This is a genomic window from Candidatus Fermentibacter sp., assembly GCA_030373045.1.
Classification (GTDB): domain Bacteria; phylum Fermentibacterota; class Fermentibacteria; order Fermentibacterales; family Fermentibacteraceae; genus Fermentibacter.
Map to the genome: position 1 here is coordinate 1 of JAUCPW010000010.1, position 20537 is coordinate 20537.

A 20537-nucleotide genomic window follows, 5' to 3' on the forward strand; every position below is an offset into this window, starting at 1 on the left:
CCGACAAGGGAACGCTCTTCCTCGACGAGATTGGCGAGATGCCCCTCGAAACCCAGGCGAAGCTGCTGCGGGTGATCGAGGACGGCACGTTCAACAGGCTCGGGGGCAACCAGGAGCTGAAGGTGAATGTGAGGGTGGTGGCGGCCACGAATCGCAACCTGGCCGGCATGGTGCGCGAGGGTTCCTTCAGGATCGACCTCTACTACCGCCTGCGCGAGCTAGTGATCAGGATGCCGCCGCTGCGCGACAGGCTCTGCGATCTCGGTCAGATCGTCGGCACCGTGAGGCGCTTCCTGGCCGAGGAGCACGGCCGCAAGTTCCCCGACCTCACCGAGGCGCAGTACGATCTGCTCAGGAGCTACTCATGGCCGGGCAACGTCAGGCAGCTCAAGAACGTCCTCCATCGGTCATACCTGCTGGGGATAGAACAGCATCTCTTGAAGGCAATCGAGGAGGAGAGGGCCGAAGGTCTCGACCTGATGCTGAACATCCCTTCGATCACGGCTCCCGAGGTAACCGCGCCTCCGCCCGTGTACGACGGTGGCAGAGCCGCCGTCACGGCCGGCTTAGGAGAGCCATCCGATACGCTCAGGGAGGCCATGCGGAAGCACGCGATGGCCGCGCTCGCGGCCTGCGGCGGAAACCTGGCCCGCACGGCGAAGGTCCTCGACATCTCGGTGAACACGCTGAAGAAGCTCCGGGAGGAGTCGGCGGTTGACTAGCTCCAGGTGCCCCGGCTGGAGTGAGCTGGCCCCCTCTGGTGGACGGGAGGTACACATGCTGTTCCGGGTGACCCGAAAGCTCGCGAAGAAGCTGAAGCTGCAGCCGGTCGATGCTCTTCCCCCGGCCGACAACCCGATTCTCGACTGGACGGCGAATCTGTTCATGGTGGGTCACCAGCAGTACATCATCGTCACTAATTCGACTACGCTCTACACGGTCGTGATCCCCGGCCGCGGGAACGCCAGCGGTGAAGCATTCTCGAAGAACGCCCTGGCGGATATCCGTGCTGAACTGGAGAACGACGGACTGAGCCCGCTCCGGGAAGCCCTGCCTGCTGATCCCACAGAGACTCCGGTCTTCTGCAGGGCATCGGACAGACACGTCCTGGGCTCGATGAACGATTTCGTGTTCGCTACAGCAGTCATGGCCAGCTACTCCGAGCTGCCGGTACCGTACAGTTCCGAGCAGCTGAACAAGACCTCGATGCGAATGATCGGAAATCGTACCCCCAACGAAGAGATGCGGAAGCTGTCGGCATCGCCGATCCCCATGGTCAGTCGAGCACTGGATGCGACTTGCCGGTTGCCTGAATCGAAGGGAACGACGGATCACTGTTCGACGGGAGGGGTGATGGCGGAACCCGGTACCAGGGAAGCCGGCACCAGGGCCGCGGGCACGGCGAAGACCCGCCGCACCCACCGCAAGGTCTTCCAGTTCAAGATCACCCTCAAGGGAACGAGGCCGCAGATCTGGCGACGGATCCAGGTGCCGTCGCGCTACTCGTTCTGGGAGCTGCACTGCGCCATCCAGGATGCGATGGGATGGAACGACACCCACCTGCACGAATTCCTCATCAGAATCCCGGGGTATGTGCCGGTGATCCCGGTCGGCATTCCAACCGACGACGATACCGATGAGGAATACACCAGGCCGGGCTGGAAGCTGCCGATCCGGCACGTCTTCTGGGAAGCCGGGGCGAAGATCGACTATCTGTACGACTTCGGCGACGACTGGCTACATACCGTGGAGCTCGAGAAGATCCTGACCGAAGAGGAGGGCGCTACCTACCCCAGATGCATCGCCGGGCGCCGGTGCTGTCCGCCTGATGATTGCGGCGGGGTGTGGTCGTTCGCCGACATGCTGAAGGTCATCGCCAATCCTTCTCATCCGGAGTACGACGAATGGTGGGCCTGGCTGGGGGATTCGTACGATCCCGCCGAGTTTTCGGCAAGTGAAGTGGAGTTCACGGATCCTAAGGAACGCCTGAGGATGACGCTCGCAGATATCGAGTAGCCTCTCCCTCGCCCTCATCTGAAGCATGGCGTTCCCCGGCACTTGAAAGGACACTTCTGCGAAATAGGTTCCCAGACCGCTCCCGTGACGCTAGAAGGACGCCCTGTAGAGCTTCGGCACCAGGTCACACCGTGAGGCAAGCGGGGGATTCAGGATAAAGAGCCTCGGTTCCTTCGAGAACCTGAAGAGGCGGTAAAGACGGTACTCGTCGGGATGATCCGTGGAGACCCTCAGTTCGTTGGAAGTGATGTAGAACGGCGCGCGCATACCCTGGTTGGTGGTCTTCACCTCGATGAACCTCTCGGAGTCATTCCTGCAATCGAAGGAGACGATGTCATAGCCGAGCCCGTCTCCCCGGGTGCTCGACACCCAGTCGATCCTCCCGGCCAGGTCGTCACGGCCGGCGTCCAGCAACTTCCGTCTCTCGAGGTCCAGCACGAATCTCTCTCCCAGTTCTCCCAACCGGCGGTTGCGGCGGTCATTCTCAGCGAAGTCGACCTTCACCCCGTACTGGAGGGAAACTTCGCGCACGGAACTCTCAGCACGGACAAGCTCGGGAGGATCGACTACTAATGATGAAGGATAGAGCGCTGGAGCAGGGATGGAATCGGGGACCTCGTCGTTGATGCTCTGCAGGCGGGAGATAAGATCCGGTCTGTTCGCGATGAACCTGGCCACCTCCGTGGCAAGGAGGTGCTGGTAGTTGGCGAGAGGCTTGTATCCGTCTATCGGCGCGATGCTGAGTCCGATCAGAACGGCACTGATGTTCATGTGCTTGCGCTCGATGGAGGTGTCGGAACGGCCGTCGAGCTTCTCGATCAGCGACCGCCTGTGGTCGGACTTGCTGTAGGGCCTGCCCTCGGCTTCAGCCAGAAGCATCTCGAAGTAGTCCTGGATCGTCAGGGCTACTTCATGCTCGCTCCAGTCACTCCTGGTACCCATGAGCAGAACATATCCGGGTGTTTCGCCTGAGTCAGGCCGGATTCGCCCCTCCGTCGACTGAGAAGCCCGGTTTCCGCTTGACCGCACCCCGCCCGGCGAGCATCCTAATTAGCAGATGGCTTCGTAGTCTCCCGTCTGGAGGGGCGGTAATGATCGAACTCCTCTTTGCGTGTCTCACTCTCGCTTCCGGCACGGCCTCCGGGGCAGCCTGCACATCAGGCTCCGAGGCAGTGCTCGAATCGCTGCTCCCGCCTGCCGGGACAGGCGCCGAAGCGCTCATGGATGCCGAAGCGGTGGAAACAGGCGGGATCGCCTCACAGGGATCGGTCGACGGCTGGCCCGTGTTCCTAGATCCGCCGGCGGGCGGCTTCCCCTACACGATCACCGTCTTCGATGTCGACGGCGACGGGGCCGACGAGCTGTTCTTCACGGGCGGAGAGACGTTCGGACTCTCCGGGGACGGTTCGTTCCTGCCGGGATGGCCCACGTCGGAGATGCAGTACATGGGCTACGGCACGAACGACCAGAAGCCGGGGCCGTCGTGCGCCGACCTGGAGGGCGACGGCATCTGCGAGATCCTCTGGTCGGAGAGGGACTGGTACGCCGGCAGCTCGCACATGTGGAGCTTCAACGGCCGGCACACCGACGGAAGCAACATGGAGGGATTCCCCCAGGTCGCGCCCGGCGAATCCTCGAACGCCCTCGACTCTCCCTTCGTGCTGGGCGATGCCGACGGTGACGGCGACCTCGAGGCCTGGAGCGCCCACACCCTGGGCAACACCTTCGTCTACTACCGCCTGTCGGGATTCGACCATTCCGGCAACAGGCTTTTCACGACCGATCTCGACCCCGCCGAGAACATCCTCGACGTCTACTTCGGCGACGTCGACGGCAACGGCCAGGACGAATTCTTCGCGATCGCCCGCCTGGGCGCGGCGTTCCGCCTTCACGCCTTCACCCCTGCTGGAACGGAGCAGTCCGGCTACCCCCACGCGCTGTACCAGCCCTCCGGCGGATACGAGATGTTCGGCGAGCCGATCCCGGTCGACCTCGATGACGACGGAGACCTCGAGATCATCCTGGGCTACAACTCAACGGTCGCAACCGCGCTGGCCCGGCACCACGACGGCACGCCCGTGACCGGTTTCCCCATCACGCTCGATTCGGGCATCCAGCTCTTCTACCTCGGGCTCGGCGACCTCAACGGAGACGATTTTCCAGAGCTCATAGCGACGGGCAAGATCCTGGCCGACCAGACCTACGGCGTCTGGGCCGTCGACCTGGCGACCGGACCGCTTCCGGGATGGCCCGTGCTGGTGCCGGGATGGCCCGCGGGCTACCCGACGGTCGTGGAGGTGGACACCGACGGCACGCAGGAGGTTTGCGTCGTGACGGATGCGGGGCAGCTCGTCGCCATCGATGCCGACGGCACGATCGAACCGGGCTACCCGAAGGCCCTGAGCGGGGCCTCCTACTCGGGAGTCGCGGCAGGGGACATCGACGGCGACGGCCTTTACGAGCTCGCTGCCGTGTCGACGAACGGCTATGCATATGCCTGGGATACTGACGGGGTGGTGGAGGCCGGAACCGCCGACTGGCCGATGCGCGGCGTGGACGCGAGGAACACCGGCGTGTTCCAGATCTCCGGCGGTACCGGGATCGGGAGTGGAGGCCCGCTGCCACCGGAAGCGGGGCTCGAAGTCCTCGGCAATCCCGCCTCGGGCAGCGTCGTCTTCAGGATCAGCGGCGCCTGCGGATCGATCGACATCTTCGATCTGGGCGGCCGCAGGATCGACAGCGTGGAAGCCGGCGCGGACGGCCTGGCGACCTGGGCGCCCAGTTCCGGGATCGCCCGGGGCCTGTACATCGCGGTGCCCGTCTTCGCGGGCGGCGCCGCGGGCGTAGGCGCGGAGTTCGTGCTGCTGCGCTGATCAGGCAGTCAGGCTGCTTTGTGTGCCTGACATGCGATGATCCGCCGTTTCACTCGACTCAGGGCGCTTTCGCACCGCTCGAGCGGACGTCGTTCGCATCAACCCGCAGCGAGCCGGCGAATGAGTAGGAGATGGGCTTGGCATTCCCCGTGCACTTCCAGCCCGCTTCCTCGTGGGACATGTCCTTGAGCTTCGAGGCGGAGAGCACCCCGAGGTTCTTCTTCACCCACATCAGGACTTCGAGCTCGGTATCGGACAGCATGCCGATGTCGGGAGCCAGCCTCGTCCTGAAAACCTCGCCGGTCGCCTCTTCGTCGATGGTTCTTTCTTCCGAAACCAGGAGTTTCTCCGTGTCGGTCAGCACGGCGAACATGGAGTTGAAGCCGTCCGGCACAGGGCCGAGCGGCAGCCTCGCGTAGACGGCGCCGGTGATCGAGCAACCATGTTCGCGGAAGTGGATGAAGTCGGCGTAGAAGAGGAGCTTGTTGAGCGCCGTCCGGTAAACCTCCCTGTTCCGGCACAGGAACTCGACGGCTGCGAAAAGCCTCCGCGGCTCGAAGCTCCTGAACCCGTTGAAGATGTCGGGAGGCCTGTGCGTCAGGTTGCGGAAGAGGTCTTCAGGCCCATGAAACGGATCCGATTCGGAGATCAGGGCGAGTATGGCGTTGGCCCGGCCGGCCTGGAGCTGCAATCCGTGCGACTTCACAAGATCTGCGAGGTTGTCGGGCTTCATTGCCATTCTCAGCGCTCTATCCTGCCCCTCCTCCTGAAGCGCGCCGTTCTCGTACCTGCTTAAAGTGGCAACCCCCCATCCCAGCAGGTCGGCGAGTTCCTTCTGGGTGAGCCGGTAGCGGTTGCGGAACGCACGGATCTCATCAGGCTGAAGAAAACCATGCTTCTCGCGATAGAGCCTGTTGGCCTGCGCGAGCTTGTCGGGGGCTTCAGCGGTCTCGTACTCCTCCCTGCATCCGGCGCAGCGCTCGAACTCCTCGTCGACTTCGAAGGTCTCTCCGCGGATCGTCAGTTCGGCCTTTCGGCGGACCTGCTCTTTCTCAGTGCTCTTCTCGCACACCGGACAGAGCGACCTTCTCCTCTGCAAAATCCTACCTCCCGATTCATTCGCAACTCCTCCCCCATTCGTGCAGGGAGATGCATACCACGCGACCATTCCCGTCCGACACGAGTTTCAGCTTTATGTAAAGGCATCCATACGATGGTGTCTCCTTCCGGAAGACCCAGATCACGCCCGGCATGTTCCTGTCGGCCTCGGGGCCCTTGTTCAGTTCGGCGGCCGAAAGGCTCTCGAGGATGCAGAAAGCCTCCTGCTTCACCATCCCGAGCAGCTCCATACCGGAGAGAACCCTTCTCGGGAAGACTATCCTTCCGGCCCGGATGCACTTCTTCGCCTCCTTCAGGAAGGCGTCGACAGGTTCCAGCGGTTTTCTGACCGGCATACTGTTCCTGACATATCGGTCACTCCTCCCTCGATCCCATGGGTAGTATGCTCGATGATCTGAAACATGTCAATTGATAAGTTGCTCGCATGTCCCCTGGCGGTATTCCAGAGAGATCTGTTGCAATATCTGCATGCACTGTACCAGCTTGTGGGAGCGATTCGAAGCATGCCTCCGGGTGTTCGACGGCAAGGTAGATGCCGATTCGGAACTCCGGGAATGGCATTTACGGGGATGCCACCTAATGATTGGCAGCATACGGCACTCCAGCCCAGGATTTCGAGCGGACGGCCGGTCGGCGGCCGTCCCGGTCGGGAGGTCGGGTGATGGATCCCAGGCGCGCCGTGATCCCCGCTCTTGCCCTCGCTCTCTGCGGTAATCCACGAGCCGATTCCGTGACCATGTACACCTTCGACGACGGCCGGACCGTGGTTCCGATCCAGTCCGTCACTGTTACGATGGCTGCGGAAACGGTGACGGTGACTCCGGAGGCCCTCGAGCCGCAGCCCTGGTTCTTTGAACAGACACTGCGCGTAGACTGCGTCTTCCACCTCGTCAATACGGGAACGGAGTCGGTGTCTGCCATCGTCGGCTTCCCGTTCGAGGGGAACGTGAACGAGACGCGGTACAGCCGGTTCGGCTGGGATCCGGACAGCGCCATGAGGCACGAGGTCGATGATGCGCTCGCCGCGGGCATCCCGGCGGAATGGATGATCCCGCCCGAACTGCACTTCGCAGCATCGATCGACGGGACCGATGTGCCCGTGCGCTACAGCTTCGGCGACCCCGATGCAGAAACCGGGATAGACTACTGGCCGATGTGGGCGTTGTGGGACATGGCCTTCCCGCCCGGCCGCGACGTGGTCCTCCGGTGCAGCTACTCCACTGGCCTGAACTTCCACGCTTATGGCAAGTACGACTACGACTTCACGTACATCACGAGAACGGGCGCGCTCTGGGAGGGCCCGATAGGATCCGCCGTGATCAGCATCGCGGTGCCGGATTCGGTCCCGCTGCCGCAGCCCGGCAGCGAGTCGCCCTGCTGGTGGGAGTGGAGCGGCTCGCCGTCGGTCGAAGGGCGGACCTTCCGCTGGGAGATGAGTGACTGGGAGCCGCAGGAGGATATCGAGTTCCACGTGAGGGGCGTCGGACCCCTGGGTTGGCAGGTCGGCAGGACTGGGATCGAGGCCATCTCTGATCCCGTGATCGACCTGGAGAGCGCCGGGAGCCTCTTCGAGAGCGCCGTACTGCTCGCGGACCGCACACTGGATCTCGAGGCCGACGCGTTCATGGTCGTCAGGGAGCTCAGGCTGGCTCTCTGCGGCTGCGGGGATATCGAAGAGGTCCCGGGCTTCCCGACCCTGAGCGGCGGCTGCATCCCAGATCCCGGCCTGCCCGGGCTGTTCGACGAGCTGCAGGCATCCCTGGCCGCCGAGTCGGCATCGGTGCAGGCAGCTGGCTACGGTCCGCTCCTGTCCATGTTCTCGCTGAGGACGAACTGGCACGGTGCGAATCTCGCAATGTACGGCGCCGATCCGTCGCTCGAGGCTCGGTTCCTGACCGCACTGTCCCTGCACGAGGGGGCGGTTGCGGGCGTCGCTCCGGAGGATCCCGTCCTCGAGAGCTTCTACCGGCTCACCGCATGGTTCCTGGAGGGCACGGAAGCCCCCAGGAACGACCATCGCGATTCGCGGGTCTTCGAGCCCGTGATCCCCCGGGATTCGGTACTCGCCTGGTGGGCTTCGTACGCGCCCATGCCGCTTGTGACAGCATCCCGGACCGGGGAGCCCGGATCGAACGTTCCCTTCGCGGTCATCTCCCCGTCGCCCCCCTTCCGCGACTCGCCTCAGGTGAACTCGGTGCTGAACGACGGGGATGCTTCGACGGGTTGGCGCTCCGAAAGCCACGGCGGCGGGCATGGCGAAGTGCTCGAGGCTTACGTGTTCCCACTGCCGGGCCCCGATATCGACCTGAGGGGATTCTCGTCCCTGAACGGGTTCGGCGACGCGCCCGGAGATTCCCGCCCCTGGGTGTCGAAGCTGCTCGTAATGGCCGACGGCGTGCCGGTCTGCACTGCCCAGCTCCTGGAAGGCCCCGGGTGGCAGACCGTGGAGTTCCCGGCCCGGGTCACGGGGGCCCGCGTGATCAGCTTCGAGATCATCGAGGCCGTGCCCGGTGCTGGCGGCGAGCCCGCAGGCATCTCCGAGCTCCGGCTTCTGGTAGCCGGCCTGGCTCCCTGAGCAGTAGCCCCGGGGCAGTCCCGGAGAAACGGACAGAGCTGTCGTGCCGGTGGGAACCGAGGCCTGGCTGATTTTGCGTTGAAACGCGCATCGCGTTATATGGCAGTTACATGACGGAGAGCCGCCTCCAGGTCTTCCAGGCAGAGTCGGATAGCCGCCGCGAGAACCATCATCCCGCCTCGTGGCAGGGCCGGCCGCCGAAGAGGGGGGAACACTGTAGAGACGAGCGGAACCGGACCGACGGTTCTACGTTCAGCCGTCGGGTTCAGGGTTGTGAAGGGCTGCCCGGCCTAGTCCAGCAGCACCGCCCGCCTGACCACCGAAGCCCCTCGTGACTCGATGCGGACGAAGTACACGCCAGCGGCCCTGCCTTCCATGTCGACCGTGCAAGCTCCGCAGAAGGGCTCTTCGTGGGCGTCCCGCACGATCAGCCTGCCCGTCGTGTCGAACACGGAGACGGTCCAGGGCGAGTCCGGTGTCGCAATCGTCAGCGTGATCGACCCCCGCACGGGATTGGGGCAGGGCAGGCCTGCGGCAAGGACGCCGGGGACCATGCCTCCCTCCATCCCGAGGCTGCCGCTGTAGCAGCCGTCGAGTGTGAAGTCGTCCAGCCAGAAGCCCGGGCCCTCGTCGTCGGCGTCGGAGTGGAACGAGAACTCGATCCTGACCTCTGAACCGGCCTCGCGTAGCCCGGACAGATCGTAGGTCCTCGGCAGCCACTGCATGTCGTTCCTGCCTGCCCCGCTACCGGATCCCAGCAGGCCGCCCGAGCCGATGAAATCGACCGTGTCGCGCTGAGTGCCCGAGGGATCGCTCACGATGACGTAGAGGCCGTCGGCCCCGTACAGCGCGAGGTCGAAACGCGACCAGAACGTGAGTTCAGCGTCCGGCGCCAGGTATACCGAGGGCGTGATCAGCACGGCATCCATCGAAGGCTCGTACCCTCCGCCCGACGGATCGGCGCAGTACCAGGAATGAGTCCCCGAGTGGCCCGCGGAAGACGTGAGATGCCAGAGATCTCCGGCGCCCGAGTGCGTCCAGCCCGGCGATCCCGACTCGACGTCCTCGGACATGCCGAAATCGCCGACTATCAGCGAGAGCGTGTCCTGCCCGGCCCAGTCCGGCGAGGCCGAGATCCCGACCAGGAAGTCCTGGACAGCGACCGCAGGCGCGGCGGAGGAGAGGCTGCCGCCGAAGGCCACCGTGCCCGTTCCGCCTGCCGGGATGGAACCGACCGTGCCCGTGGATGCCGTCCATGTGAGCCAGGAGGGCCCTGCGGGGATGTTCGCCTCGACATCGGTGGCTTCGAGCAGGCCCGTGTTCGCGAGGTCGACCAGCAGGTCGAAGCTTTCGCCCGCCTCGGCGTACCCGTTGCCATTGCCGCCAGCCGAGTCGTCTATCGAGCACATCGAGACGCACAACCCTGGTGCGTAGACCAGCATGGGCAGGTCGAAGCTCCAGGAGCCCTGCTGGCTCGTCAGCGATATCGAGAGGCGGACTATGTCGCCCGTCGAGGCTCCTGCATCGACTTCGAGAGCGAGCGCTCCCGATCCCGCGCCGGAGGATCCGGGAGCGAGCGATCCGTACGAGACGGCCGATCCTGTGAGGGTCGCCGGGCCTGCCACGAGCGTCGCACCCAGTTCGATCGAGGTCAGGTCCACCGTTCCCTGGTTTCGTAGCGTGATCAGCACTTCGGCGGCGTTCCCGGGCGAGAGATGCCCGAATCCCGGCGTGTCCTCGATCGCAACGTTCTCGATCACGAGGCTCGGCCCGGCCTCGAAGGGCAGCACCACGCCGGTCCGCCTGATGTTGGGGCCGGTGACCGTCACGGTGATGTCGCCCGTGGGCGGTGCGGCAAGCTCGGCTATCAGGTGCCCGGAAGCGTCGGGGGTCGCGACCGTGTAGTTCGAGAAGCCCGGCCCGTGGATGCAAACCGTGGCCGTCGCCGGGTCCACCGGCCCTGTCTGGATCGTCACGTGGACGTACTGTGTGTTGGCCGTGACGATGTCCGGCGCCGAGATCGCCGGCTGCACCGGCGGCATCCTGTGCGTCACGAGTGAAGGGTCGCCCAGCAGGTTGACTATGTAGAGGATGCAGCGGTAGACGTTCTCCTGGCGGCCGAACGGGGCGAATCCGTCCTTCGCTTCGGCCACGATGCCGCCTACGGGCAGGGTGTCGTCCTCGAAAAGGATCCTGAAGAGTTCCCTGTCCATCTTGTCGGAGTAGCCGTAGAGCGGGTTGCCGGGGGAGCCCCAGCCGTAGCTGGAGTTGCCGACGTATGAGACCGAACCGCCGTCCGGGTTGTTGATGAAGTGCTCTGCGACTGCATCGTAGTCGAAGGCGTTGGTCCAGCAGCCGGACGAGCTGATCATCCCGGCGAAACGGCCGTCGGAGTCGATCTGGTCGACGCTCTCGCTGCCCAGAGGCCCGACGGACGACCACCAGCCGTGACTGATGATGCACGCGTAATGGGAGCCCAGGCTCAGAGCCTCCACCGCCTCCGTGGTGCCGTAGGTGCCCTGCGACTCGTACTGCTTCGTCACGTCGTAGAAGCCCGGGATGCAGTTCTCTGTAAGCCAGTCGCCGAGCACTCCTCCGTCGGTGTACGGGTCCTCCCACATCACCGATGCGATCAGGAGCGCGTCGTCGAGGTAGTCGGTCTGCGCTGCGCTCTCGTAGGCGATCGTCCTGTCCACGAAGTTCCAGGCTTCGTCGATCTGGTCCACCGGAGCCCTGCCCACGGCCACGTCGGCGTAGAGGTCGACGCTGTCGGCGAGTTCACCCCATGTGTCGTCTCCGTCGAGGTTCCAGGTGCCGTCGAGGTCGGAGAAGTAGAGGTCGCAGGGCAGGCTGTCGTCGCGTCCGCCGCCGGTCTGGTAGCTCATGGCGAAGGCGTAGCGGCACGGCACGACCGCGGTATCGCCGGCGAGCAGCACGAAGTCGAGCCCTTCCGTGGACCACCTGTCTATGACGAGATTGCGGATCTTCTCGGCTTCGTCCGATCCGGGCCAGGAGGGATAGATCTCCTCTGTCGTGACCACCTCGGTGAGGATGCTTCCGGACGTCCTCCATGAGGCGAGGCTGTCGAACGCCGGGCGGACCTCATCGCCCGTGATGATCAGCATGCGCAGCGGGGACCCGCTGGCGCGGAGAGGCGGTTCGGGCCGGACCACCGTGACCGGAGCGGTTTCGACGGAGACCTCGTACGAGACGAGCTTCTGCATCACGCCGGTCACAGGGTTGTACCTGAGCGGCGTCACGATGAGTTCGGCGCAGGGGGAGCCGTTCCTGTAGCCTGTCCCTACCAGCCTCACGGGTTCCGACGGCCAGAAGGCGTCGGTCCCGTAGACCGCGGGATCCGGAATCGCCGGAACCGACTGCGTGGACGAAAGAATCGCCGGGGCGGGGAGGGGCCTTATGCGCCATGCTCCGGGGAGATCGATCCATTCCTCATCGAACGTCGAGATCCCTGTCGCCCGGACCCCCTCGGGCATCGAGACCCACTCCGGGTAGGACGGAAGGTCCGGGCATCCCTCCTCGATTCCCGTGAATCCGTATGAGAGGCAGGCGATGCTGCCCTGGATGCCCGCCGGCATGGCGACAGGGTCGGAAACGGGCACCTGCATCGGCCCGGAGGAGACATCCATCGCGAATGCCGCGAAAATGACCGTTGCGAGCAGGATCATCGCGCGCCTCCTCCGTCTCTCCGGCGGTGCAACCGGACATGCATGCCGATTGTGAAGCGATCCACAATGCGAACATAGCAGCATCCCGTTTCCCGGGGAACAGTGAACCGGGGGAACCGGGGTCTGGCTACTTTTGCGTTAACACACATATCGCGTTGTATGGCAGCCGGATTAGAAGACACTGTTTCGGGAGGTTTCCGGCGTAGTCGAATAACCTTCACTATTACCACTTATCGGTCTCTTCTGGAAGGCTCTACCGACGGCGACAGAGTCCTGCCCGCCCGGAGCAGCCCGGGCGACAAGGTTTATCCCGGCAGGTAGCGTGAAGGCCATTCGTTGACCTTCACCCAGCCCTTCTCGATACTCCGGCGGATCGATGATGCAGGCCTGCGTGGTCCGGCCTCCGGCGGCAGTCCATGCAGTTCTCGAAAAGGGGAAGGATCGTTTTGCTCGATATCTACGTCGATGCCGACGCCTGCCCGGTGAAGCAGGAGATCTACGCAGTCGCGAAGCGGTACGGCCTCGAGGTCACACTCGTGTCGAACCAGTGGATGCGCTCGCCCGACTCTTCATGGGTGAAGCTCGTCGTGGTCGAGAGCGGCCCGGACGTTTCGGACGACTGGATAGCGGAACACGCCGGGGAGGGCGACATCGTGATCACGGGCGACATCCCGCTGGCCTGGAGGTGCCTGCACAAGGGCGCGAAGGTGCTGGGGAACACGGGCCGCCCCTTCACCGAGGACAACATCGGCGACGTGCTCGCCGTACGCGACCTCCTGCACGACCTGAGGGAGGAGGGGATGATCACCCGGGGCCCGGCCCCGTTCGCGAAGGCCGACCGATCGCGCTTCCTGCAGGAGCTGGACAAGATGATCGTGCAGATCAGGCGGACGAACGAAAGCGCGCCCGCCACGAGATAGAAGGGCGTCCCGGCAGAACACGCGCGGTTACGGACAGAGGTCGTACCGGGGGGGGACAGCCTCCGACATCGACATAGGAGGCTGGTGTTTCCCGGGCCATCATACCTGGAGGTGCCGTGAGATGTCCTACGCCATGCCGACAGGGCTTGTCTTCCTGATAGTAATGCTCCTGCGGTGCGCCACGGGCTCCCTGGTCGCCCCCTCGATGGGTGCGGCGCCGGTATCGGGATCGACCTTCATGGTCGTGGCGGAAGACTCCCTGGCGGTCCGCGCGAGACCCGATGCCGCGGACGGCCGCTGGGGCGTGCTCGCCCTGGGAGAGAGCGTGGAAATCGGGGTGACGACGCGGGACGGATGGCTCGGCTTCGACCCGGGCGTGGCCCAGGCCGGCAACTCCGGCAGCTTCAGATACCGCTGGATAGAGCCGGGCTGGTCGTACACCACAGTCGGCGACCCGTCGATGCTGGAGGTCGTATGGGGGCCCAGTGCTGGCATCCGCTATGCCATGACGTTCGAGCCGGTGGACATCCATTCGGAGCCCGACCCGCTCTCCGCCGTCCTCGGCACGCTGCCCGGGGGAAGTGCAGCGGCCATCGTATCGCAGGAGGGCGACTGGCTGCGGATCGATCCGTCGGAGGGGCCCGCCCCGGACTCCCCTGCGGGCTGGATCAGCCTGACGGAGGCATCGATCAGCGAGCCGTAGGCTGCCGCCCGGGGAAGCCCGTCAGTCGGCAGCGACTGCGAAATCCTCCCCCGGCATCATCATCCTGGCGCCATCCGGGACCAGCCTGAGCAGGCAGAACTTCGGGTCCCCGGGCGACGTCCAGTAGGTCGAGGCATAGCCGGATCTTGCATAGAGCCGCTTCCTCTCGGACGGGCTGGTCTCCTCGGCCGCGGCGCAGTCCAGGGTGATGAACCCGTTCCCCCTGCCGTCCGCAAGACCCCGGTAGACGAGGCAGCGCGGATTGGCCCGGAGCTCCGCGAGCTTGGGCGAACCCGCCTCGGTGAGCATGAACAGCCCGCCGTCAACCTTCATCAGCGTCATGGGCCTGACCGAGGGCCTGTCCCCGGCCACGGTGGCGAGCGTCACGGACGAGCGTTCGTCGAAAAGGTCGAGCACATCGGAAAGCTTCATCGCCGACCATCCTCCAGTCTGCCGGACAGCCCCGGGTTCCCCTGGTGCGCCGGATACGCCGGGAATCTAGCCCGCACCAGCCCCGCGAGCGAACATGCAGATCCATGCCCGGGCGGTTGACCCCGCATCCCCGCGCCGAGATATCACGCGGGAAAGGCCGCGACACCCTGTTTCCCGTTCCGTTCCGGAAGGGAGCGGCGCAGGATCCGGCGATGGGGGATCCGATCGATGGAAAGGCAGCGAGGGATGAACGAGCCGGGCGGAAGACCCGATGATCACAGAGGAATGGACGGTCTTCTCGCCGAAGTGCGCGAATTCGTCCGCGAGCGCGACTGGGGCATGTACCACAGCCCCAAGAACCTCTCCATGGCCCTTTCGGTCGAAGCCTCCGAGCTGGCCGAGATCTTCCAGTGGCTCACCGAGGACCAGAGCCGGAGCCTCACGCCGGCACAGAAGGCCCACGCCGCCGAGGAGATCGGCGACGTGCTGATCTACCTCGTCAACCTGGCCGACAGGCTCGACCTGGATCCCGTCGCGGCCGCCTCCGCCAAGCTGGTGCTCAACCGCATCAAGTACCCCGTCGAGAAGGCCCGCGGAAGCGCGGCCAAATACGACGGGCGGGACGGCTGAGGGAAGCTCGGGAGGCTGCACTCGCCGGGCCGGACGGGACGGCGCCCGCCGCACGCTACGCCTTGTCGCCCCTGTGCTCGAGGATGTCGCCAGGGGTGCACTCGAGGATGCGGCACAGGGCATCCAGCGTGGAGAACCTTATCGCCCTGGCCTTCCCCGTCTTCAGGATGGACAGGTTCTGCACCGAGATGCCTATCGCCTCCGACAGCCCGTTGAGCTTCATCTTCCGCTTCGCCAGCATCACGTCGAGGTTCACGACTATCGCCATGGCTCCTCCTATATCGTCAGATCGAGTTCGCTCTTCATCCTGCAGCGCTCCCGGACCAGCATTCCGTACTGACGGGCCAGGTAAGCGAGCAGGAGCGCAGCCAGGCCGAACGCCTGGGGGAGAAGCATGGCGGCGAGCATGACGAGCCCCAGATGCACGCTCGACAGCCTGAACGGGAAGAACACGTCCATCAGGAAGATGGCCGGCAGCAGCAGGACATCCAGGATGGAGCTCGTTACCAGCAGCTTCGACATCCTGTCCAGTATACCGGTCAGCGCCTCCGCCCTGGCGGCTTCCCCGTCGGAGCCGAGGGCCGCCACTGCTCCCGCCCCGTTCCGGTAGATGCCGATCCACAGGGCGGACCTGCCCAGGCAGGCCGCGAGTGCAAAGGATCCCAGCAGGGTGATCCCGACGGGGATCCCGCTCATCTCCGGCCTGACGTTCACGACGTACATCAGGACTCCGAGCCCCTGGAACAGCAGCAGCGCCAGGGCCAGCCAGGAGAGGAGGCGGAGCCCCGTACCGAGTCTGTTCATCAGCAGATCCCTGTTCATCACATGTCCCTTCCTTCTGAAGGTGATTGGAACCGTCCGACAGCCGGAACATGGGACGATGGATCACGATTGTCAAGAAACAATTCTCGATTAACATCAACTAATATACGTTGGACATTGTACTGCCTGAGGAGAGAAAGGCCTCTTCCGGAGAGCCGGCTCGTGCCGTGGCCGTGGCGAGCATTCCGCCTGAGCCGGTTCGATAGACGCACCACGATCGATCCGCTAGTGTTCCGGCAGTCCCCCGGGCCACTTCCACCGAAGCCGGGGGACTCCTGGAGATGCTGCCCGACGGTCTCCGTGATCGCTGAAGCAGATCGGGAACAGGAGATGTCCCGGAGAGGAGGGACGCATGAAGCTCGCGGCGGTTCTCGTGTGCACCATGGCGATCGCCGCAGTCGCGGAGACGTCGGAGCTCTCCATCCTCTCGACGTACGGCGACAGGGCGTTCAGGCCCGGTCCCGGCACGCTCTGCATCGTCACCGAGCTTGGCGACACGCTGGTCTTCACCGATCAGTCCGATCCGGAGTACATGGAGGACTACGCAGTCTACGAACTGAGCGACTTCCTGCCGGAACAGAACTGCTGGGTGATCACCGAGTCCTTCTGCGGATGGGATGTAATCCATCTCGTGAACGGCCTGAACGGCGGCATCACCGATGCTGTTTCACTCCCCGAGCCGAGCCCGGACGGGACCCGCCTGCTCTGCACCCATAAGGACATCGTGGTCGGGATGCTCTGGAACGTGATGCAGATCTGGCGGGTGTACCCTGACAGCCTCGTTCTGGAGTTCCAGTACCGCAACGAGCCCTGGGGCCCGCTGGGCGCCGGGTGGGCGGGCGACGGCCTGATCGTCTTCGATTCTCTCATATTCCACAAGAGCCTGGACGAGTTCAGCCATCACCCCGGGAGCCTGCGGCTGTCCGCCGACGGGATCTGGACGCCCGATGACGAGGATGACTGATGGAGTTCGCTCCCCTGTGTCCTGAGCGGGACAGGCGGACAACGGCCGGGAGGATGAATGTGAAGAGGATCTCCCTCGTGTCAGGCGCCTTCTCCTTCGCCCTCTCCCTTGCCCTCGCGACATCCCTGGCCGCAGGGTGCAGGGATCACGAGTGCGCCAGGTACGCCATGCCGGCCAACCAGATCCAGCCCCTGCTCTCGCCCGACAGCGGCTTCGTTCTCACGGTGCCGCACGTGGCGGATTCGACGGGGAACACATACTGGAGGGTTACGATCGCCGACTCCTCCGGGGCCGTGGTGTACGTCGACACGGAGTCGGGTTTCGTAGGCAACCTGAACGTGTACTGGATCTGGGATGCGGACGGGCGGGCGTGGCTCTACAACAGCGACGACGGCACCGTGCACTTCTACACGGACGAGTCGGGCTCCTGGGAGCACGTCGTCTACGGCCCTGCCGGCCACCCGTCATCCGCAGGCCTGCCCGAGCCGCCGGCCGGCCTGTTCCCCGGCTATCTGCACGAAACGGGGCAGTGATGACCGGCCTGAAAGCCGCCCTCTGGGCATCGATACTGACCGCCCCTGCATGCCTGGCCTCCGTGAGGGACGGCATGCCGCCGCTTCCTTCCCTGCCGTCTCCGGACGGGCAGTATCTGCTGTCCCCCGATACGACACTCGACTCGGAAGGGGTGACGGTCTGGCTCATTCGGATCACCGACACAACCGGCCGGATCGAGATGTCGGCCCTCGGCCCGGACTTCAGTTGGGAGAGAGGACTCTACAGGGCGTGGGACGGCACGGGCCGCGCCTGGATCTTCTCCGATTCCGCCGGTTACATCTGGTGCTACGGCCCGACTCCCTCCGGCTGGCATGAGGTCTATTGGAACGACGACGGGACAGTTGTCGAAGGATTCGATGCCCCGTACGACCTGTATCCCCCCGTCCCCTGGTCACGTAGAGATGATCCGCAGGAGATGATGCCCGAGTACATCAACGAGGGTTCGGGCCCGGGCTGGGAGTACAGTCTCTATCTGCCTCCGATCCGGAGTGATCGTTCATTCCTGAGAGAACTGGTACTCGGGGAAATGTGGCCGAAGATCGACTGGTTCAGGTCTGCGGCAGAGTCCAGCTTCGCGGAGAGCGGCTGCGACCCCGGCTTCATGGACTGGTCGCTCGAGATCAGCATGAGCCTCCCGCGAGTGCCGGAAGGGATGCTCGCCGCAGCATGCGGCTGGTGGGACTACACCGGCGGGGTGCACGGGAACAGCGACAGCGCCTGCTGGCTCTTCGAGTACGACGAGGAGTCGATCACATCCATTCCCTGGACGATGATCGGCACCGAGGACCTCCTTGCCGATTCGGCCGAACTCGCTGCGCTCTCGGCGCTTGTCGTCGACAGCCTGTCGGAGACCCTCGGCGAGTTCGCGGACATGGACTGGATCATGCGTGGGGCGGGGCCTTCGTGGAGCAACTACGGCGACCTGATGCCCGTCCCCGACTCGACCGGGGCGCTCGCGGGCTTCGGCATCTGCTTCCCCGACTACAGGGTCGCTCCCTACGTGGCCGGCCCGCAGTACATCTACATCCCGATCGAGCTGCTCAGGCCCCGGGAACACTGAGCGGGCTGAACTCGGCGGTTGACTCCGGCCCGTCCATACCCAATGCTTATCCAAGAGTTTACTCGAAAGAGAAACGGGTGCAGGCGGAAAGCCCTGTACTCCCAGCCTCACCGGACTTCCGTCTGACATCGCAGTCTAAGCGCTGATTCGCGGCCCTGGCAGGCCACGGAGCCTGCCGGGTTCGCAGAAGGATCGATGGTCTGCATCGTCCGGCGGAGGGGCATTAGCCTCCGGGGAACCGACCGGACGGGGAGGGAACGATGAGGAACGCAGTATTGACCGCATTCGCGCTGGGTGCACTCACCGGAACGGCGACGTCCGAGGACGTGTTCCTGTCCTCGCCGCTCTACACCATCACCGTGACGCTCGACTACACCGATCCCCCCGATCCATACCGCTCCCAGGGCGGCATCGAGACGTATCGCAGCGTGAGCGCCTTCACGCGTGTTTCCTTCGGCCCGTCCTACATGCCGGATCTCCCCGCGATGTTCTCGGTCGAGTACGGGCCGGCCGGCTCGGGCGAAGGAATCATTCCCGACATGCAGATCACGGGCACCGGCGTGATCGAGACCTACGATCTCCAGCCGGCATGGGGGTCCGACGAGCCGGAAGAGGGGATTATCACATCCGGTCCGAGCCGGTTCGAGCCCACGCTCACACTGGTGACGCAGGCGGAAGCCCTCGTGGACGAAGGGACAAAGACCGGGGAGATGCCTACAGCTCCTCTGGTCTCGACGGTCTACATGCAGTTCAACGAGAACTTCTCGATCGTCGGCCCGGAGCTCGAATGGGTGTATCCGAGCGTCGGCGGCAACTACGTCACGAGCAGCGTGGTCGTCTTCCCCGTCAACCTGGCGGACCTCGGCCAGGGAACCTGTTTCGAGATCACGTGCCCCTACGAGAGCGAAACCGCCACAGGCACCTGGACGATCCGGTTCACGGCGGACTGACGCGACAGTCGGGTGGAGCCATACTGCAATCGCATACCGTGAAATGAAGGGGGGGACCTAATGAGCATCCTGGCATTTGTTCTACTGCTGGTGACCGCCCCCACACGGACCGATGCCGAAAGCCAGACCGACTGGTCGGGCGGACCGGGATTCCCCGGTCCGTACACGACCTGGGGCGAGGAATTCCTCTCGGGTGCCAGAGTCCTGTGGGACTCGCTCCCCGGCCGGCTCCTGATCGATCCGGAAATCGAGCGCCTCGTGGAGGACGAGTCTGACGGCGTCGGTCTGATCGAATCCGCAGACATCGACGGCGACGGTGACATGGATTTGGTCGGATCGAGGTACACCGGCACCTCCTGGTGGGAGAACGCCGACTGCTGCGGCATGGAATGGATCGAGCACCCTATCCCCGCAGTCGGCGGGATCGAGTTCGCCGTCGTCGACCTGGATGGCGATGCGGACCAGGACATTCTGGCCTCGACTGACAACGACGTACTCTGGCTCGAGAACGATGGCACCGGTACGACGTGGACACTCCATCTGATCGACGAAACCATGACCAGGTCAGTCGCTCCAGCTCCGGCGGATGTCGACGGCGATGGCGACTGTGACGCGATCTGCGCCAATTTCACCTGGAACGACGGGGTCATCGACTGGTGGGAGAACCAGGACGGCTCCGGTCTCACCTGGGTGAAGCACAGCTTTTCTGCAGGTTCTCACGGTTACTTCTCCGTGAATGGCGGCGACGTCGACGGTGACGGCGACTGCGACATCCTCGCTGCAGCCGTGTACGACGGCGACATGATCTGGCTCGAGAACACGAACGGCCTGGGCACCTCCTGGCTGAAGGTGACGATAGACGCCTCCTTCGACAGCGCGATGATGATCTGCGCCGCCGATCTCGACAGCGACGGAGACGGCGATGTGATCGGCACACGTGACTTCTCCGGCACAGGCATCACCTGGTGGGAGAACCTCGACGGCTCGGGCACGAGCTGGACGCGCAGGCAGGTGGGCGAGGGCCTGGGCCTCGAGTTCGACGCGTATTTCGATGTCGACGACCTCGACCAGGACGGCGACCCCGACATCTCGACGAGCACCGCGCCCTGGTCGTCCCCCTGCTTCTGCTGGCTCGAGAACGCAGACGGCCAGGGAACCGCCTGGGAGGCCCACATACTCAAGGAGATGACAGGCTACGCCTCGGCAGGCTGCGTCGGAAATACCGACTTCGA

At 64.5% G+C, this 20537-nt stretch carries 19 protein-coding genes; 12 read left to right on the forward strand and 7 right to left on the reverse strand.

The features are described from left to right. The coding region (locus QUS11_02635) for a sigma 54-interacting transcriptional regulator (GenBank protein MDM7992188.1) at positions 1–722 on the forward strand (722 nt) is incomplete at its 5' end. Positions 723–777: 55 nt separating this feature from the next. After that, positions 778–2016 (forward strand): plasmid pRiA4b ORF-3 family protein, encoded by a 1239-nt coding sequence (locus QUS11_02640; protein MDM7992189.1) that lies wholly within the window; start codon positions 778–780, stop codon positions 2014–2016. A gap of 90 nt (positions 2017–2106) precedes the next feature. Here the strand turns inward: QUS11_02640 and QUS11_02645 are convergent, their stop codons facing one another. Then, a complete protein-coding gene (locus QUS11_02645; GenBank protein ID MDM7992190.1) occupies positions 2107–2958 on the reverse strand; it encodes a DUF3883 domain-containing protein in 852 nt (283 codons plus the stop codon). A gap of 149 nt (positions 2959–3107) precedes the next feature. Here QUS11_02645 and QUS11_02650 point away from each other — a divergent pair, with 149 nt between their 5' ends. After that, positions 3108–4889, forward strand: coding sequence for a VCBS repeat-containing protein (locus QUS11_02650; protein ID MDM7992191.1), 1782 nt, complete (start codon positions 3108–3110; stop codon positions 4887–4889). 58 nt (positions 4890–4947) lie between these two features. Here QUS11_02650 and QUS11_02655 read toward each other — a convergent pair whose 3' ends face one another. Both QUS11_02655 and QUS11_02660 read right to left on the reverse strand, forming a co-directional pair. Continuing rightward, a complete protein-coding gene (locus QUS11_02655; GenBank protein ID MDM7992192.1) occupies positions 4948–6057 on the reverse strand; it encodes a DUF4065 domain-containing protein in 1110 nt (369 codons plus the stop codon). Then, entirely contained in the window at positions 6005–6343 is a 339-nt protein-coding gene (locus tag QUS11_02660; protein ID MDM7992193.1) for a type II toxin-antitoxin system MqsR family toxin, read from the reverse strand. The genes QUS11_02655 and QUS11_02660 overlap by 53 nt, the downstream gene beginning before the upstream one ends. Positions 6344–6669: 326 nt before the next feature. Between QUS11_02660 and QUS11_02665 the strand changes: the two genes are divergently transcribed. Continuing rightward, on the forward strand, positions 6670–8583 hold the full coding sequence (locus QUS11_02665; GenBank protein MDM7992194.1) for a hypothetical protein: 1914 nt from the start codon (positions 6670–6672) through the stop codon (positions 8581–8583). Between the two features lie 290 nt (positions 8584–8873). Here QUS11_02665 and QUS11_02670 read toward each other — a convergent pair whose 3' ends face one another. Continuing rightward, positions 8874–12269 (reverse strand): C25 family cysteine peptidase, encoded by a 3396-nt coding sequence (locus QUS11_02670; protein ID MDM7992195.1) that lies wholly within the window; start codon positions 12267–12269, stop codon positions 8874–8876. A gap of 446 nt (positions 12270–12715) precedes the next feature. Between QUS11_02670 and QUS11_02675 the strand changes: the two genes are divergently transcribed. Both QUS11_02675 and QUS11_02680 read left to right on the forward strand, forming a co-directional pair. Beyond that, positions 12716–13189 carry a YaiI/YqxD family protein gene (locus QUS11_02675; protein ID MDM7992196.1) on the forward strand — a complete coding sequence of 158 codons (474 nt, stop codon included), beginning with the start codon at positions 12716–12718 and terminating at the stop codon, positions 13187–13189. A gap of 121 nt (positions 13190–13310) precedes the next feature. Next, positions 13311–13892 carry a hypothetical protein gene (locus QUS11_02680; protein ID MDM7992197.1) on the forward strand — a complete coding sequence of 194 codons (582 nt, stop codon included), beginning with the start codon at positions 13311–13313 and terminating at the stop codon, positions 13890–13892. Positions 13893–13913: 21 nt separating this feature from the next. Here the strand turns inward: QUS11_02680 and QUS11_02685 are convergent, their stop codons facing one another. Next, the gene (locus tag QUS11_02685; protein ID MDM7992198.1) at positions 13914–14324 is read right to left on the reverse strand and encodes a pyridoxamine 5'-phosphate oxidase family protein; all 411 of its coding nucleotides are present in this window, start codon (positions 14322–14324) and stop codon (positions 13914–13916) included. Between the two features lie 285 nt (positions 14325–14609). Between QUS11_02685 and QUS11_02690 the strand changes: the two genes are divergently transcribed. After that, on the forward strand, positions 14610–14954 hold the full coding sequence (locus QUS11_02690; protein ID MDM7992199.1) for a nucleotide pyrophosphohydrolase: 345 nt from the start codon (positions 14610–14612) through the stop codon (positions 14952–14954). Between the two features lie 55 nt (positions 14955–15009). Here QUS11_02690 and QUS11_02695 read toward each other — a convergent pair whose 3' ends face one another. Beyond that, positions 15010–15222: a helix-turn-helix transcriptional regulator gene (locus QUS11_02695; GenBank protein MDM7992200.1), complete on the reverse strand. Its 213-nt coding sequence runs from the start codon at positions 15220–15222 to the stop codon at positions 15010–15012. 8 nt (positions 15223–15230) lie between these two features. Further along, entirely contained in the window at positions 15231–15776 is a 546-nt protein-coding gene (locus tag QUS11_02700; GenBank protein ID MDM7992201.1) for a hypothetical protein, read from the reverse strand. A 352-nt stretch (positions 15777–16128) separates the two neighbouring features. Here QUS11_02700 and QUS11_02705 point away from each other — a divergent pair, with 352 nt between their 5' ends. From QUS11_02705 to QUS11_02725, 5 genes are all read left to right on the forward strand, one after another. Continuing rightward, the gene (locus QUS11_02705) at positions 16129–16740 is read left to right on the forward strand and encodes a hypothetical protein (protein ID MDM7992202.1); all 612 of its coding nucleotides are present in this window, start codon (positions 16129–16131) and stop codon (positions 16738–16740) included. Between the two features lie 59 nt (positions 16741–16799). After that, positions 16800–17273 carry a hypothetical protein gene (locus QUS11_02710; protein ID MDM7992203.1) on the forward strand — a complete coding sequence of 158 codons (474 nt, stop codon included), beginning with the start codon at positions 16800–16802 and terminating at the stop codon, positions 17271–17273. Beyond that, on the forward strand, positions 17273–18355 hold the full coding sequence (locus tag QUS11_02715) for an RsiV family protein (protein ID MDM7992204.1): 1083 nt from the start codon (positions 17273–17275) through the stop codon (positions 18353–18355). The genes QUS11_02710 and QUS11_02715 overlap by 1 nt, the downstream gene beginning before the upstream one ends. A gap of 260 nt (positions 18356–18615) precedes the next feature. Beyond that, positions 18616–19305: a hypothetical protein gene (locus QUS11_02720; GenBank protein ID MDM7992205.1), complete on the forward strand. Its 690-nt coding sequence runs from the start codon at positions 18616–18618 to the stop codon at positions 19303–19305. Between the two features lie 60 nt (positions 19306–19365). Beyond that, positions 19366–20537 (forward strand): VCBS repeat-containing protein (locus tag QUS11_02725; GenBank protein MDM7992206.1); only part of this gene is annotated, 1172 nt, incomplete at its 3' end.